12 protein-coding genes are annotated in these 14,192 nt (G+C 59.4%); 8 read left to right on the forward strand and 4 right to left on the reverse strand.

Annotated elements, in window-relative coordinates; translation table 11 throughout:
- Nucleotide 1: 1 nt before the first annotated feature.
- From ACA069_RS02525 to ACA069_RS02545, 5 genes are all read left to right on the forward strand, one after another.
- Nucleotides 2–1,402 carry a PIG-L deacetylase family protein gene (locus tag ACA069_RS02525; protein ID WP_497616191.1) on the forward strand — a complete coding sequence of 467 codons (1,401 nt, stop codon included), beginning with the start codon at nucleotides 2–4 and terminating at the stop codon, nucleotides 1,400–1,402.
- 64 nt (nucleotides 1,403–1,466) lie between these two features.
- Nucleotides 1,467–2,888: a bifunctional D-glycero-beta-D-manno-heptose-7-phosphate kinase/D-glycero-beta-D-manno-heptose 1-phosphate adenylyltransferase HldE gene (gene hldE / locus ACA069_RS02530; RefSeq protein ID WP_497616192.1), complete on the forward strand. Its 1,422-nt coding sequence runs from the start codon at nucleotides 1,467–1,469 to the stop codon at nucleotides 2,886–2,888.
- A 130-nt stretch (nucleotides 2,889–3,018) separates the two neighbouring features.
- Nucleotides 3,019–3,993, forward strand: a complete 975-nt coding sequence (locus tag ACA069_RS02535; protein WP_489880375.1) for a glycosyltransferase family protein — start codon at nucleotides 3,019–3,021, stop codon at nucleotides 3,991–3,993.
- Nucleotides 3,994–4,680, forward strand: coding sequence for a hypothetical protein (locus ACA069_RS02540; RefSeq protein ID WP_497616193.1), 687 nt, complete (start codon nucleotides 3,994–3,996; stop codon nucleotides 4,678–4,680).
- 14 nt (nucleotides 4,681–4,694) lie between these two features.
- Complete coding sequence (locus ACA069_RS02545) at nucleotides 4,695–5,495, forward strand: hypothetical protein (protein ID WP_187677919.1); 801 nt, start codon at nucleotides 4,695–4,697, stop codon at nucleotides 5,493–5,495.
- Between the two features lie 4 nt (nucleotides 5,496–5,499).
- Here ACA069_RS02545 and ACA069_RS02550 read toward each other — a convergent pair whose 3' ends face one another.
- From ACA069_RS02550 to ACA069_RS02565, 4 genes are all read right to left on the reverse strand, one after another.
- Complete coding sequence (locus ACA069_RS02550) at nucleotides 5,500–6,465, reverse strand: metal ABC transporter ATPase (protein WP_497616194.1); 966 nt, start codon at nucleotides 6,463–6,465, stop codon at nucleotides 5,500–5,502.
- A 31-nt stretch (nucleotides 6,466–6,496) separates the two neighbouring features.
- Nucleotides 6,497–7,309, reverse strand: coding sequence for an aldo/keto reductase (locus tag ACA069_RS02555; protein ID WP_497616195.1), 813 nt, complete (start codon nucleotides 7,307–7,309; stop codon nucleotides 6,497–6,499).
- Nucleotides 7,306–8,481, reverse strand: coding sequence for an NAD(P)/FAD-dependent oxidoreductase (locus ACA069_RS02560; RefSeq protein WP_497616197.1), 1,176 nt, complete (start codon nucleotides 8,479–8,481; stop codon nucleotides 7,306–7,308). The genes ACA069_RS02555 and ACA069_RS02560 overlap by 4 nt, the downstream gene beginning before the upstream one ends.
- A gap of 114 nt (nucleotides 8,482–8,595) precedes the next feature.
- Nucleotides 8,596–8,928 (reverse strand): DMT family transporter, encoded by a 333-nt coding sequence (locus tag ACA069_RS02565; protein ID WP_187677915.1) that lies wholly within the window; start codon nucleotides 8,926–8,928, stop codon nucleotides 8,596–8,598.
- A 109-nt stretch (nucleotides 8,929–9,037) separates the two neighbouring features.
- Between ACA069_RS02565 and ACA069_RS02570 the strand changes: the two genes are divergently transcribed.
- The 3 genes from ACA069_RS02570 (at nucleotide 9,038) to ACA069_RS02580 (ending at nucleotide 14,108) form a co-directional block, all read left to right on the forward strand.
- On the forward strand, nucleotides 9,038–9,934 hold the full coding sequence (locus ACA069_RS02570) for a LysR family transcriptional regulator (protein WP_187677914.1): 897 nt from the start codon (nucleotides 9,038–9,040) through the stop codon (nucleotides 9,932–9,934).
- An 11-nt stretch (nucleotides 9,935–9,945) separates the two neighbouring features.
- The gene (gene waaA, locus ACA069_RS02575) at nucleotides 9,946–11,220 is read left to right on the forward strand and encodes a lipid IV(A) 3-deoxy-D-manno-octulosonic acid transferase (protein ID WP_489880369.1); all 1,275 of its coding nucleotides are present in this window, start codon (nucleotides 9,946–9,948) and stop codon (nucleotides 11,218–11,220) included.
- A 134-nt stretch (nucleotides 11,221–11,354) separates the two neighbouring features.
- A complete protein-coding gene (locus ACA069_RS02580) occupies nucleotides 11,355–14,108 on the forward strand; it encodes an RHS repeat domain-containing protein (RefSeq protein WP_497616198.1) in 2,754 nt (917 codons plus the stop codon).
- Nucleotides 14,109–14,192 lie beyond the last annotated feature (84 nt).

A 14,192-nucleotide genomic window follows, 5' to 3' on the forward strand; every position in this document is an offset into this window, starting at 1 on the left:
GATGAGCGCTCGCAAGCAACAGCTACTTAAGGCCCACCGGCGCAACAAGCGGATGTTCCTTGTCGCGTTCCTGGTTGCGCTGCTGGTGATCGGATTCCTGATCGGCTGGTGGCTGGTGCCGCTGTTGCTGGTGCTGGCCTGGGTTGCCCACGAGGCATGGTTTGCCGATCACTTGTTTTACCGGCCATCCGACGATTATCGATACGACTTTCCAGCGAATGCTGCGCGTCAGCAGGTAAGCCTGGACGGCGGCGTGGTGCGCCTGAGCGGCTCGTTGGCGCCGGGCGAAACGCTCATTCTCGAGCTTGAATTGAAGTCCGGCTGGCTGGGGCGCTGGCTCGATCCTTACGTTCAGGTGGGTGATGATCGCCAGGACTTCGAACGTGGGGTCAAGGGGCGGCGTTTCCTGAATCTTTCCGGGCAGGCGGATACGCTAAGTCAAGGCGCGCTGACGCTGTGCGGCCGATATTGCGCGCTGGGTGCCACGGGCACGCTGTGGGTCATGGCCAATCCCGATTACACCCGTCAGCGCGTGATGGTCATTGCGCCCCATGCCGATGATGCGGAACTGGCTGCCTTCGGCCTCTACAGCCGCAGCGAAGACGTTAGCATCGTCACCCTGACCCAAGGCGAAATCGAGGCTGAAAACTTCCAGTCACTGGGCCTCGATCAATCCGCCGCTGCCCGGCTGAAGGGTCGTTTACGCAGTTGGGACAGTCTCGTTATTCCTTTATGGGGCGGCGTACCGGCCGAGCGTTGCGTGCAATTGGGTTATTACTGCCTGCAATTGCCAGCGATGGCCGCAGAACCGGCCACGGCGTTCGGTTCCCGTGAGTCGCAGGAAAGCGATGTACGCAGTGTGCGCCGACACAATCCGCTGACCTTGCCTGCCGACGCCGATGGGCAGCCGACCTGGCAGAATCTGGTCGCAGACGTGACCGCGCTGCTGGAACACTATCGTCCAGAGGTAGTGGTCACGCCGCATCCTGAGCTGGATCCGCATAGCGACCACGTTGCCTCCACCCAGGCACTGCTTGCGGCGATTGCCCTGAGCGACTGGAAACCCAAAACCTTGCTCATGTACGCCAACCACCTGCATGACAACGACCGCTGGCCGATGGGGCCTGCCGGTGCCGGTGTCGCGTTGCCGCCGGCCATCGAACCATTGCCGGCCGACCGCTTGTGGAGCCCGCTGCTTTCAGCGGACGTGCAACTGGACAAGGCCATGGCGCTGGCCATGGAGCACGACTTGCAGGGTGGGCAAGTGTTCAAGCGCCAACTGCGACGCTGGATCCAGCACGCTTTGGCGGGTCGTCGCTGGCCTGTCACGGGCAGTAACGAGTTTTTCCGCAAGGCTGTCCGGCGTCATGAGTTGTTCTGGGTGCGCGACCTTTCAGATTGAGGCGGACGGCGCTTTACCCTGTGTTAATATCGCGCCCCTGTTCATTTTGTATGTGGGTTGCTCCATGAAGTTGTCCATGCCGCGTTTCGATCAAGCCCCGGTCTTGGTAGTCGGCGATGTCATGCTCGACCGTTACTGGCATGGCGGAACCTCACGGATTTCCCCTGAGGCCCCGGTGCCGGTCGTTAAAGTCGAGCAAATCGAAGATCGTCCGGGCGGTGCCGCGAACGTTGCCTTGAACATTGCCGCGCTGGGTGCGCCGGCGTCCCTGGTCGGTGTGACCGGTGACGACGAAGCCGCCGACAGCCTGAGCAACAGCCTCAAGGGCGCGGGCGTACGAGCTTTGTTCCAGCGCATTGCGCATCAGCCAACCATCGTCAAGCTGCGGGTCATGAGCCGGCACCAGCAATTGCTGCGTATCGACTTCGAAGAACCGTTCGCCACCGACGCCCTGGCCCTTGGCTCGCAGGTCGATGACTTGCTCGAAGGCATCAAGGTGCTGGTGTTGTCCGATTACGGCAAAGGCGCGCTGAAAAACCACCAGGCATTGATCCAGGCGGCACGCGCGAAGAATATTCCGGTGCTGGCCGACCCGAAAGGCAAGGATTTCTCGATCTACCGTGGCGCCAGCCTGATCACCCCGAACCTCAGCGAATTCGAAGCCATCGTCGGCGGCTGCGCCGATGAGCACGAACTCGTCAGCAAGGGTGCGACGCTGATGCACGACCTCGAGCTCGGCGCTTTGCTGGTGACTCGCGGTGAGCACGGCATGACCCTGCTGCGTCCTGACCAGCCTGCGCTGCACCTGCCGGCCCGGGCCCGTGAAGTGTTCGACGTGACCGGTGCCGGTGACACAGTGATTTCCACCCTGGCGGCGGCCATTGCGGCGGGCGAGGATCTGCCTCATGCGGTGGCGTTGGCCAACCTGGCGGCAGGCATCGTGGTCGGCAAGCTCGGTACGGCGGCCATCAGCGCCCCGGAACTGCGTCGCGCCATTCAGCGTGAAGAAGGTTCCGAGCGCGGTGTGCTGGGCCTGGAGCAGTTGCTGCTCGCGGTGGCCGATGCCCGCGCGCACAACGAAAAAATCGTGTTCACCAATGGCTGCTTCGACATCCTGCATGCCGGCCATGTGACCTATCTGGAACAGGCGCGGGCCCAGGGCGATCGCCTGATTGTCGCAGTCAACGACGATGCGTCGGTCAGCCGTCTGAAAGGGCCGGGGCGCCCGATCAACAGCGTCGACCGGCGCATGGCTGTGCTGGCCGGGCTTGGGGCGGTGGACTGGGTTATCAGCTTCCCTGAAGGCACCCCGGAAAATCTGTTGCGCGAGGTCAAACCGGACGTACTGGTCAAGGGCGGCGATTACGGGATCGAGCAAGTGGTCGGCGCTGACATCGTGACCGCTTATGGCGGCACCGTGAAAGTGCTGGGACTGGTGGAAAACAGCTCGACAACTGCGATTGTCGAAAAAATCCGCAGTCGCTGATCAGATGGATTTTTACCGTTGTGTACTGCGTGTGAACGGATTTTGCCTTGGGGATCTAACCGTTTCCGTTGATGTTGGCAGGGTTGAATCCGATGCGCTTGCCTGCTTACGTCGCGTGGTCATTTAATTTATGAAAGTCATGCTCTTGGTGATGGACGAGCAGCGGGTCATTCTTGATCGGCTATACGACATCGTGCAGCAGAACTGTGATGAATGTGTCATCTACCGCTTGAGCAAGCAGCAACAGATGAACCTGGGACCGTTTCTGGCGTCGGTCGATTACCAGACTTTCGACCGTGTGGTGATCTTCTCCCGGGTCAAGCGCCTGGCCCCGCAACTGCGGGTGCTCAAGTGTATTCCCGGGCTGGTTTTTCTCGAACACGATGCCTACCAGAACTACATGCCGGCGAGTAAATACCGTGGCGTGTATTCGCGTCTCTACAGTCGTCTTCCGAGCTGTCGGGCGCTGGTTTCTGGAGCAGTAGTCGCGCGCAAGATGCTGGCTGAGGGCATCGACACGGTGTTCGTCTCCAAGGGTTACGACGAGCAGATGCTGCGCAACACGGGTGCCGAGCGCGACATTCCCATCGGTTTTCTCGGCAGCCTGAAAAGTACCGAGTACGCCCAGCGCAAGGCACTGCTCGAATCGCTCGCGCAGCGCACCGGTATGCTGGTGACGCGCACCAAATCGGGCGAGGAATATCTGGAAACGCTCAATCGCATCAAGATCTTCGTCAGTGCCGACATCGGCATGAACGAGTTCATGATCAAGAACTACGAAGCCATGGCCTGCGGTTGCGTGCTGCTGGCCTGGAGCCAGGGCGAAGAAGATCAGTTGCTCGGTTTCGAAGACATGCACAACACCGTGTTTTATCGCAGCGAAGACGAGGCGGTGGAAAAGATCAAACTGCTGCAGGGCGATCCGGAGCTGTCGCAGCTTATCGCCAGCAACGGTCAGGCGTTCGCGCAAAGTCGCTATTCCTTCGCTCGTGTCGGTCAGGCCCTCGCTACTGAAATCCAGCGCGAGATGCGCCCCTGGCAGTCGCCTTCGGCCTTCACACGGTTCTGGGTCAAACTGCGTTACGGCATGAAGGTGCCGGTCTGAATGATCGACGAACACATGGCGCTGGATGCGCTACCCGGCGGTGACCAGTCCGTTCTGGACGCGTTGCCCGAGCCATTGCGCGATTGCCTGAGCCGAGCGGCTCGGGTCGTACTGATTGCCAACAATCCGGCCATCACGGCGGCAGATTTTCAGGCGCTGAATATCAGCGCCAATGACGTTGTCGTCAGCTTCAATACCTGCATCAAGGCGCCGCTGCTCAACTCGCGATGCGTGAATGTCTTTGTGCATGGCTATAACGCACCGGACGCCTATTTTTTTGGTCTGCCTTACGGCCCGGACGTGCAACGGTTGTTCGAGCACGCGGGTGAGCGTTGTTTCACCATGCTGGTCGGCTGCGCCGCACCGATGTGTCCGTTGCCACGAGTGGCCATGTATTGGGATCGCATCCCGTTGCCGCCGCTGTGGAACTACCCGGTCGATCGGCCGGGCGGCAAGCGATACGTCGGGCCGTCCACCGGTTTCAACACGCTGGTGTTGTTTGACTGGTTGCGCGGACACGCCGGTTATACCTATCAGCTCATGACCCTGGGATTTTCCAACGAAGCGGGAAAACTGTGGGGTGGTCACGCGTGGGATTATGAGCGGGACTGGCTGCAGAAGTCCGACGTCATTGTGGTGCCTTTGCAACCCCGACGCTGGTGGCAAAAGCTGTTTCGCCAAAAATAAAAAGGTGCCGTTGAGTGTTGAAAATTGCCGTAGCTTTTTTCGGGATCCCGAGAAACTCGCAGATATGCTTCCCCTCCATCGAACAGAACGTACTGGCGCAGTTGCCTGCGGGCAGCGACGTTAAGTGCTTCTATCACCTGTATAAAATCGATGAAGTGCAGAATGTGCGATCGGGAGAGAAGGGCGAGCTGGCGGCTGACAACTATCAGCCGTTCGAGTCGATGACCGGCGCGCTGACTTCGACCGAAGGCGTGCTGGATCGCTGGGACTTCGAACAGGTCAAAGCACAGGGCGATACCTGGGCCGATGACTATGCGTCGCTGCGCAACCTGATCTATCAGCTCAACTCATTGCACACCGTCACCACCATGATCGAAACCTTCAATCCGGATTTCGTCGTGTTCGTGCGCCCGGACAATTTCTTCCATAACCCGCTTCCCGGCTATGTGTTCAATCATGCAGAGGCCCGGCGGCACAATGCCTACATTCCGGACTGGCAGTGGTGGGGCGGCTTGAATGATCGCTTTGCCATTTGTGGGCGCGATACCTATCTCGCGTACGGCAAGCGGATCGAGCGCATCTTTGATTTTTGCAAGGCAACTGGACGCAAGCTGCATTCCGAGCGTTTGCTCAAGTACGCATTACTGGAGGCGGGCGCCAAAGTCTGCACGCTGCCGACCCAAGCCTCTCGGGTGCGAATCACCGGCGTTTTTGCCGAAGAATCGTTTTCGCCCAAGCGCGGCATGGGCAAGCGCGAAAACCGCTATTTCCATTTCTTCGCCACGTTGCGTACCTGGATGGATCGTCGGCGCTAATCGGCTATTTGCTCGCGCGTTTCTTGCCGATTCCAACCAGGCTCAGCGCCTTCAGACTCAATTGCTTGAGTCCCGCGCGAGGCGGCTTCGCCGGTTGCAGGCCCTGTTGCACGAGCCAGTCTTTCCAGCGAATCCGCTCGTCGCGCACGACCCAGCCTTGCTGGGTCGCAAAGCTCTCGGCCAGGTAAAGTCCACGGGTGCTGGCCGGCAGGAGTTTGTCGCGTTTGAGGGTGTACAGCTCGGCCAGTGGCGCGCCGTCCTTGAGCGGCATCAAGTACAGGTCGGGGCGTTTGCGGTCGAGCCGCGCCACCAGTTGATCACCTTCCAGACGCTCATCGACGTGGAACAGGCTCAGGGATTTGGCTTCTTTGGGCACGTCCAGGCGCAGGTCGTAGATCAATTGCAATGAAGCGGTCGGTAAATGGACATAGGCCTGCGGCCGCTCCTGCAATTGCAGAGTGGCGCACCGCACCGGTCGTGCTGCGCCGGACAGTGGCGTCAGGCGAAACGGCAGGGCTTCGCGATAATGCAGCGCGGTCGAGTAGGGCGCCGGCAGCCAGGTGTCGTTGAAGCGCCCGCCGAGCCAGCCCTCCGGGGTTTCCAGCAAACACTCTTCGGCGATCTCTTGAATGGCCGTGTGCAGCGGAATATTCAGTTCGTGAGCCGGCACGTAACCGGAAATCAGCTTGAGCACCACATCGCCGCGATCCTGCCGCCGCTGACGCACCAACACCCAGTAATCGCGATTTTGCCAATGCAGGGTCAGGCGCACCGAAACCCCGAGATTGGCCAGCTCCAGCGAGAAGCGCTCGGCGTCCGCCACGCTGACCGGTTTGCGTCGTTGCAAGGTCTGCGCGAAGTTCAGCGGCATGCCGACGCTCTGATAGGTCAGGCCTTCGGGCGTAGCTTCTACGTACAGGGGCAGGGTCTTGAAGTTGCTCGGGTTCTTTCTGATGAGCGTGCGCGGCATATCGGCTCCTGCTTAAGGCCGCGGGGCGGCGTCAGTGACCACGAAGGACCTGGGCAACGGTCGCAACGTTGTGGGCGAGGTGCAGCGGATTGATCGTTCCGACAATAGCACTGGCCACGCCAGGCTGGGCAAACAGCAACTCGAAGCTGGCGCGCACCGGGTCGACGCCTGGGCTCAGGCAAACGTGACCACTGGCCAGGGCTTTTTTCACCAGAATGGCTTTGCCGTGGGCAGCAGCATAGTCAATGACAGCTTTCTCGTTTTGTTCGTTCAGATTGTAGGTGACCATCGCACAGTCGCCTTGCTCCAGTGCTTTCAAGCCGCCTTCGACGGTTTTGCCGGAAAAGCCGAAGCCGCGAATCTTGCCCTCAGCCTTGAGCGTCGCAAGTGTGGCGTAAACCTCCTCGTGCTCAAGGATGGCCATGTCGTTGCCGTCGGAATGGACCAGCATCAGGTCGATGAAATCCGTTTCCAGACGTTGCAGGCTGCGCTCCACCGACATTCGCGTGTGCGCTGCGCTGAAGTCATGGCGCGAAAGGCCGTCGGCAAACTCTTCGCCGACCTTGCTGACGATCACCCAGTCATTGCGCTGGCCGCGCAACAGCGGGCCGAGGCGCTCTTCGCTGCGACCGTAGGCCGGCGCGGTGTCGATCAGGTTGATGCCCATATCGCGGCTGAGCTTGAGTAGCCGGCGCGCGTCATCGTCATCGGGAATCTGAAAGCCGTTGGGGTATTTCACGCCTTGGTCGCGGCCAAGTTTGACCGTGCCCAGGCCCAGTGGCGAAACCAACAGCCCGGTGCTGCCCAGCGGTCGGTGCAAGTCGTGCAGGGTCGCTATCGTCATGGCAGCAGTTGCTCCCAGGCAGGCACGCCCATCGGCGGTTTTGGCAGAGGTGGCAGTGGTTCAGTGGCTTGCGGCTGGATGCCGTCGCGTTGCAAGGAGGCGATCACCCGATCAGCGAAGTCTGGTGCCAGTGCCAGTTTGGTTGGCCAGCCAACCAGCAAGCGCCCCTCTTCAGCGAGGAAGGCGTTGTCCGGGCGCGTCAGGCCGGTTTGCAGCGGCTCGGCACGGTCGACACGCAGGGTTGCCCATTGCGTGGTGCTGAGGTCGATCCATGGCAGCAACTGCGAGATTTCTTTTTGCGCGGTGGCGATCTGTTCGGCTGGCTCGCGGTTCACGCCTTCGCTCTCGGCAATGTCACCGCCCATGTACCAGACCCACTGGCCATCAGCGGCCGGGTGGGTGGTGACGGTGATGCGCGGCTTGGTGCCGCCGCCCAGACAGTGGGCGTACAGCGGTTTCAGGCCCGGGCCCTTGGCGATGATCATGTGCAATGGGCGGCGTTGCATGGCCGGGTGACTCAGGCCCAGAGCGGTGAGCAGATCGGCAGTGCCGGCGCCGGCGCTGAGGACGATGCGCTGGGCGCGGATCTCGCGACCGTCGACTTTCAGGCCGACCAGCACGCCAGCTTCCAGCAGCGGCTCGATGGTTTGCCCGGCGAGCAATCCATCACCGGCCAGATCGGCCAGACGCTGGATCAGGCTCGGAACGTCGATCACCAGTTCGGCGAGACGATAGACCTTGCCCTTGAAGCGCTTGTCTTGCAGCGCCGGCGGCAATTGCTCGCCCTTGACCTGATCGACACGGCCACGCACTGCTTTGCTGGCGAAGAAACTGGTGAGGTTGCCGGCGAGGGTGCCCGGCGACCACAGGTAATGCGCTTCGGAGAGCAGACGAACGCCGGAAAGATCCAGTTCACCGTCGCCGGCCAGTGCTTCACGCCAGCGGCGCGGCATGTCGGCGATGGCTTCCGAGGCGCCGGTCAGCGCACCGTGCAACGCGTACTTGGCGCCGCCGTGGATGATGCCTTGTGATTTCACACTCTGCCCGCCGCCGAGGCTGGCGCTTTCCACCAGCACGGTCGAAAAACCCTGGCGGCGCAGGCGCGCGTTCAGCCAGAGGCCGGCAACACCAGCGCCGACAATCAGAACGTCGGTGGAAATAACGGATGGCATGCAACGACCTCAGTGTTCAAGACGAGGGCGCAGTATACAGACTCGGGAAAGAGGCGGATTTGTCGATGATCAACAGAGCTGACGCAAAACCAAATGTGGGAGCGAGCTTGCCCGTTAGTGCCCGGCGGTTTTCGAGAACAGCTGGATAACTACAACACCCAGAACAATCAACGCCATCCCCAGCATCGCCGGGATATCCAGCTTCTGCCCATAGATAAACAGCGCCGCAACGCTGACCATCACGATGCCCATCCCGGCCCACACCGCGTAAGCGACGCCCACTGGCACCGTGCGCACCACCAGCGTCAGCATCCAGAAGGCGATCCCGTAGCCGACGATCACTAGCAGCAGTGGCAGCGGTGTGCTGAAACCTTTGACGGCTTTCATCGAAACGGTGGCGATCACTTCGGCGCAAATGGCGATAGCCAGGTAGGCGTAGGCGTTCATGGTTCAAATCCTCATGTAAAACGTTGCTTTCTGAGCCGGCATTTTAGAGATTCATCAGATGGGGTAAAGTCATTACCTATCTGTTTTGAAGATGGGTTGGTGAGCCAGCATGCAGTGGAATCTTGATCAGCTACGGGTATTTGTCGATGTCGCCGAACAGCGTTCGTTCTCCGCCGTCGCACGCCAGCAACGCAAGGCACAGTCGGCGATCAGCAGCGCCATCGCCATGCTCGAAGACGATCTGGGCGTGAGCCTGTTCGAGCGTAGCAGCGGCCGCCAGCCGAGCCTCACCGAAGCGGGCGATGCGTTGCTGGAAGAGGCCCGCGAAGTCTTGCGCCAATGCGAGCGCCTGAACGGTCGGGCGATGGCGATGATGCGCGGCCAGGAAGCGCAATTGCGTGTGGCGCAGGATGAAGCCATGCCCTATCAGGCGCTGGTGGAAAGTTTTGGCGCGCTGGCCGAGCAATTTCCCAGTCTGGAGTTGCAACTGACCAGCGCTGCCCAAGGTGAAGTTTCACGCAAACTGGTCGAACGTCGCGCCGATCTCGGGCTGCTGTTCTATCACGATGAAATCCCCGAGGCGCTGGAGCGGCGGGTGCTGGGCAGCGTGGAAATGGTCACCGTCTGCGGCATCAATCATCCGTTGGCGACTCAGCCCTACGTCACCTGCCAGCAACTGGCGCAACACCGGCAATTGCTGATGTCCACGCAAACCAGCGTTTATCCCGGCAACGAGCCGGCCAGCCCGCAGGTGTGGCGCGCCGACAGTTTCTACGTGATGGCCGAATGGCTGGTGCGGGATCTTGGCTGGGCGTGGCTGCCTCGGCATGTGGTGCAGTATTCGGCGTATCAGGGCTTGATGGTCGAGCTCGACAGCGAATGGACGCCGCCGGCGCTGGTGGTGGAACTGGTCTGGCGCCGCGACGAGCCGCTCGGCCCGGCCGCCCGCTGGCTGGCAGAACGTTTTGCCGTGCACTTGCAGGCGATCGGCGACAAAAGTCGATAAACTCCGGCGCCATGAATAGAACTCTCTACACCGCGCTGTTTTACCTGGGGCTGCCATTGGTGGCGATTCGGCTGTGGCTGCGGGCGCGCAAGGCGCCGGCGTATGCCAAACGGATTGGCGAACGTTTCACTTATGGCATGCCGACACTGCAACCCGGCGGCATCTGGGTACATGCGGTATCGGTGGGCGAAAGCATTGCCGCGGCGCCGATGATTCGCGCCTTGCTGCAACGTTATCCACAGCTGCCGATCACCGTGACCTGCATGACCCCAACCGGCTCGGAACGCATTCACGCACTGTTCGCCAACGAGCCGCGCATCCAGCATTGCTACCTGCCGTACGACTTGCCGTGCGCGGCGGCGCGGTTTCTTGATCGCGTGCAGCCGAAGCTCGCGGTGATCATGGAAACCGAGCTCTGGCCCAACCACATTCACCAATGTGCCAAGCGCGGCATTCCGGTGGCGCTGGCCAACGGCCGATTGTCCGAACGCTCAGCCAAGGGCTACGGCCGCTTCAGCAAACTGACCGCGCCGATGCTTGCCGAGATGAGTTTTTTCGCCGTGCAGACCGAAACCGAAGCGCAGCGTTTCCGCGATCTCGGCGCACGTTCTGAGACTGTCGAAGTCACCGGCTCGATCAAGTTCGACCTGACCATCGACCCGCAACTGCTGCAACGCGCCGCTGAACTGCGTGGCCAATGGCAGGCGCAGGAGCGTCCGGTATGGATCGCCGCGAGCACCCACGAAGGTGAGGACGAAGTGGTGCTGAATGCCCATCGTCGACTGCTGACCAACTACCCGAATGCGCTGTTGATTCTGGTGCCGCGTCATCCGGAGCGGTTCAACTCGGTGTTCGAACTGTGTCAGCGCGAAGGGTTTGCCACCGTGCGCCGTTCGACCGGCGCTAACGTTGCGGCCGAAACATCTGTTCTGCTCGGCGACACCATGGGCGAATTGCTGTTTCTGTATGCCTTGGCGGACAGCGCTTTTGTCGGTGGCAGCCTGGTGCCGAACGGCGGGCACAACCTGCTGGAGCCGGCAGCCCTGGCGAAACCGGTGCTCAGCGGCCCGCACCTGTTTAACTTCCTCGACATCGCCGCGCAATTGCGCGAAGCCGGGGCGTTGGTCGAGGTGGATGATGCTGAAGGGCTGGCGGTGGAAGTGCAGCGCTTGTTCGAACTGCCACGTGATGCGCAGCGCATGGCTGAGGCTGGGCTGGCGGTGATGCGCCGCAATCAGGGCGCTTTGCAGCGATTGCTGGATGGGTTGGGCAGGTTGATCCCTTAGCCCCGCGCAGAAAGGGGCAAAATCAGGTAGAGCGCAACACGGTGCTGCCCGTAGTGCACCTGTTAGTTCTTACAGTATCGGACCTGCAAGAAAGCGTTCAGTCTTTCCCTCAAGTGAGAGGGACCGTCGTAGTCATGAACGTACAGTATTCAACCACCACACCGACGCTGTCTGTCCTGGACCCCCGCAAACTGGTGATCCGCAGCGTGGGTTATTACCTGCATCCCGATACGCCGGACATTGAGCCGCGCATTACCCGGCAAGTGTTCGATGGGGCGGGACGGCAGGTGGCCGCGTGGGATCCGCGATTGTGGGGAACAGCACCGAAGTCAAACATGGCGACAGCTTATGGCTTGAGCGCTCAGGTTTTATTGGCTGACAGTGTCGATGCGGGTTGGCAATTGAGTCTGTTGAATCACGCCGGCTCGCCGCATTTACTTTGGGATGGCCGGGGCAGTCAGCGCCAATTCGAGTATGACAATCAGCAGCGCACGGTTGCGATTACGGAACAGGCGATTGATGAGTCGCCGAAAGTGGTTGAGCGGCTGATCTACGGTGTTTCTGCTGATGAGCACAATCGATGCGGCCGTTTGATTCGCCATGATGATCCCGCTGGCTCTCTAACTGTCGATGAGTATGGTCTTGCCGGTGGTGTGCTAGTTGAAAGCAGGCGTTTTCTCATCAATCTCGAAACGCCCGACTGGCCACTTGAAACAAACGCCAAAGAGGAGTGGCTGGAGACTCAGGCGTTCGTCACACGCCACACACTCAGCCCAGCGGGCGAAATACATCGCCAAACTGATGCCATGGGTAATGTTCGAACCTCTGGTTACGACGTCTCAGGCCAGTTACTTGAAACCTGGCTGCTACGGGCAGGTGAAAACCGGCAACCACAGCAATTGGTCGGCGACGTCCGCTATAACGCACAGGGCCAGATTGAAAGTGAAACTGCTGGCAATGGCGTGATAAGCCGAGCCGAGTACGCAGCCGATGACGGTAGCCTGATCAGGCTGGTTGCCACAGTTGGCAACCACAAACCCTTGCAGGACCTGAACTACGTTTACGACGCGATGGGTAATGTCATCGAGATGGAAGACAAGTCCCAGACCGTCAGCCATTTCAACAATCAACGCATTGAGCCGATTACCCGCTACCGTTACGACAGTCTCAATCAATTGGTTGAAGTCCGAGGCTGGGAAGTCAGTCAGCCAAACCATGGTCCGGGTTTGCCGGGGTTATTGCCGCTGCCTCTGGACCCCAACCAGCGACGTAACTACACCCGGCGTTTTGATTATGATCGGGCCGGTAACATGCTTGCTCGCCACCACAGTGGCAGGCCCGGTTTTTCGATGTTTACCTCGTCCCGCAGTAATCGCAGCCTCGCTCAACGCGATGATGGATCTTTGCCCGGAGAATCCGACATTGCTTCGGGCTTCGATGCCTGCGGCAACCAGCGGGAACTGCTGCGTGGCCAAGTCATGAGCTGGGACTGTCGCAATCTTTTGCGCAAGGTGACGTTGGTCAACCGCGAAGGCGAGCCTGACGATGATGAGTGCTATGTCTACGATCACCCCGGTCACCGGATACGTAAAACAAGAATCATCCGAAGCAACGGCCGCACGCTGCGCCCTGAAGTCCGTTACCTCCCGGGAGTGGAAATCCACCGTGAGAGAGATGGCGTAGAACGCCATGTCGTTAGCGTCGAGGCTGGACGAAGCCAGGTACGCGCGCTGCACTGGCCTCTCGGCGCTGAAAGCGATCAATTGCGCTACAGCCTCAACGATCATCTTGGCTCCAGCTCTCTGGAGCTGGACCACACTGCCTCTGTGCTGACGCAGGAGCACTATTACGCCTTTGGCGGAACGGCGTGCTGGGCGGGACGAAGCGCATTGGTGGCGCAGTACAAAACCATTCGCTATTCAGGAAAGGAACGGGATGCGACGGGACTCTATTACTCCGGTTATCGTTATTACGCACCGTGGTTACAGCGCTGGATAGCAGCAGATCCCGCGAAAGACATAGATGGGCTGAATGTCTACCTGTTTTGCGCTAATAATCCCGCCACTTATCAAGATGCGTCAGGACTGGCGAAATACAAGGGCAAGGGCGATGCCATAGAAAAGCAGAGAGCTGCATGGGGAAGCGACATCGTTGCCAGAGGCTTAAAGGAAATCAAGAAACAGGCGCCGGACAAAGGTCAACGTTTGGAGAAAGCGTTAGAAATGATTCCCAAGGCGACCGCAGAGACGATCCGAGTATTAAAGGATGGCGATGTCGACGAGGTATACAAAAACTTCACGTCGAGAATTTTTGGTACTCACACCAGTCCGCAGGCGCTACGGCAGAAACTATTGGAAGTGCTTGTTCCACTCAAGGAAACGGTAGACAAATATGCTGGAAGGCGGTCTGAACGATTGGTGTGGTCGACAAAGAGTCAAATCTTGCCAAGTGAAGCAAATACACATCCTGAAGACCCTGCAAAACGAATATTTTTAAGCTCTGAGGCGTTCGATTCATCTCCGATAAACATGATGACGATGATCGTTCATGAGGCATCGCATCGCCTTGAAAATCCGACTCATGATTTCATGTACTACGCGCTGGAGTCAGATTTAAGCGATGAGCATGCTGGCCCTTCGAACTCTATGGTTGATCGGATTTCCAGCGGGAAGGCGAATGAATATCTGGCTTCAGTGGCGATGGAAAAGCTGACTGATGACGCACGGAAAGATTTTTTTGGTGACATGCAAGTGAGTGCTGTTACAAGCAAACTGAATACCGATCCCGGTTTCTTGCAAAAGACTCTGCTGTTTAATGCTGACTCTTATGCACTTTTGGTGAAGTCGATTTGGTCTGCCTCTACGTTGTCCAAAAGCAATAACAACTGATCACTCGTCCTTCGCTCGGTGTGATCTCAAGTCTGCGGTTGTTCCTACAGGTAAATCCTGTAGGAACAACCGCAGACTGCGATC

The sequence above is a fragment of the Pseudomonas sp. LBUM1652 genome, assembly GCF_059716105.1.

What these genes read in the sequence shown, in the direction of transcription:
- ACA069_RS02580 (WP_497616198.1), top strand. Translation starts at nt 11,355, where the DNA reads ATGAACGTACAGTATTCAACCACCACACCGACGCTGTCTGTCCTGGAC.
- ACA069_RS02565 (WP_187677915.1), bottom strand. Translation starts at nt 8,928, where the DNA reads ATGAACGCCTACGCCTACCTGGCTATCGCCATTTGCGCCGAAGTGATC.
- ACA069_RS02535 (WP_489880375.1), top strand. Translation starts at nt 3,019, where the DNA reads ATGAAAGTCATGCTCTTGGTGATGGACGAGCAGCGGGTCATTCTTGAT.
- hldE (WP_497616192.1), top strand. Translation starts at nt 1,467, where the DNA reads ATGAAGTTGTCCATGCCGCGTTTCGATCAAGCCCCGGTCTTGGTAGTC.
- ACA069_RS02540 (WP_497616193.1), top strand. Translation starts at nt 3,994, where the DNA reads ATGATCGACGAACACATGGCGCTGGATGCGCTACCCGGCGGTGACCAG.
- ACA069_RS02555 (WP_497616195.1), bottom strand. Translation starts at nt 7,309, where the DNA reads ATGACGATAGCGACCCTGCACGACTTGCACCGACCGCTGGGCAGCACC.
- ACA069_RS02525 (WP_497616191.1), top strand. Translation starts at nt 2, where the DNA reads ATGAGCGCTCGCAAGCAACAGCTACTTAAGGCCCACCGGCGCAACAAG.
- ACA069_RS02560 (WP_497616197.1), bottom strand. Translation starts at nt 8,481, where the DNA reads ATGCCATCCGTTATTTCCACCGACGTTCTGATTGTCGGCGCTGGTGTT.
- ACA069_RS02550 (WP_497616194.1), bottom strand. Translation starts at nt 6,465, where the DNA reads ATGCCGCGCACGCTCATCAGAAAGAACCCGAGCAACTTCAAGACCCTG.
- ACA069_RS02570 (WP_187677914.1), top strand. Translation starts at nt 9,038, where the DNA reads ATGCAGTGGAATCTTGATCAGCTACGGGTATTTGTCGATGTCGCCGAA.
- waaA (WP_489880369.1), top strand. Translation starts at nt 9,946, where the DNA reads ATGAATAGAACTCTCTACACCGCGCTGTTTTACCTGGGGCTGCCATTG.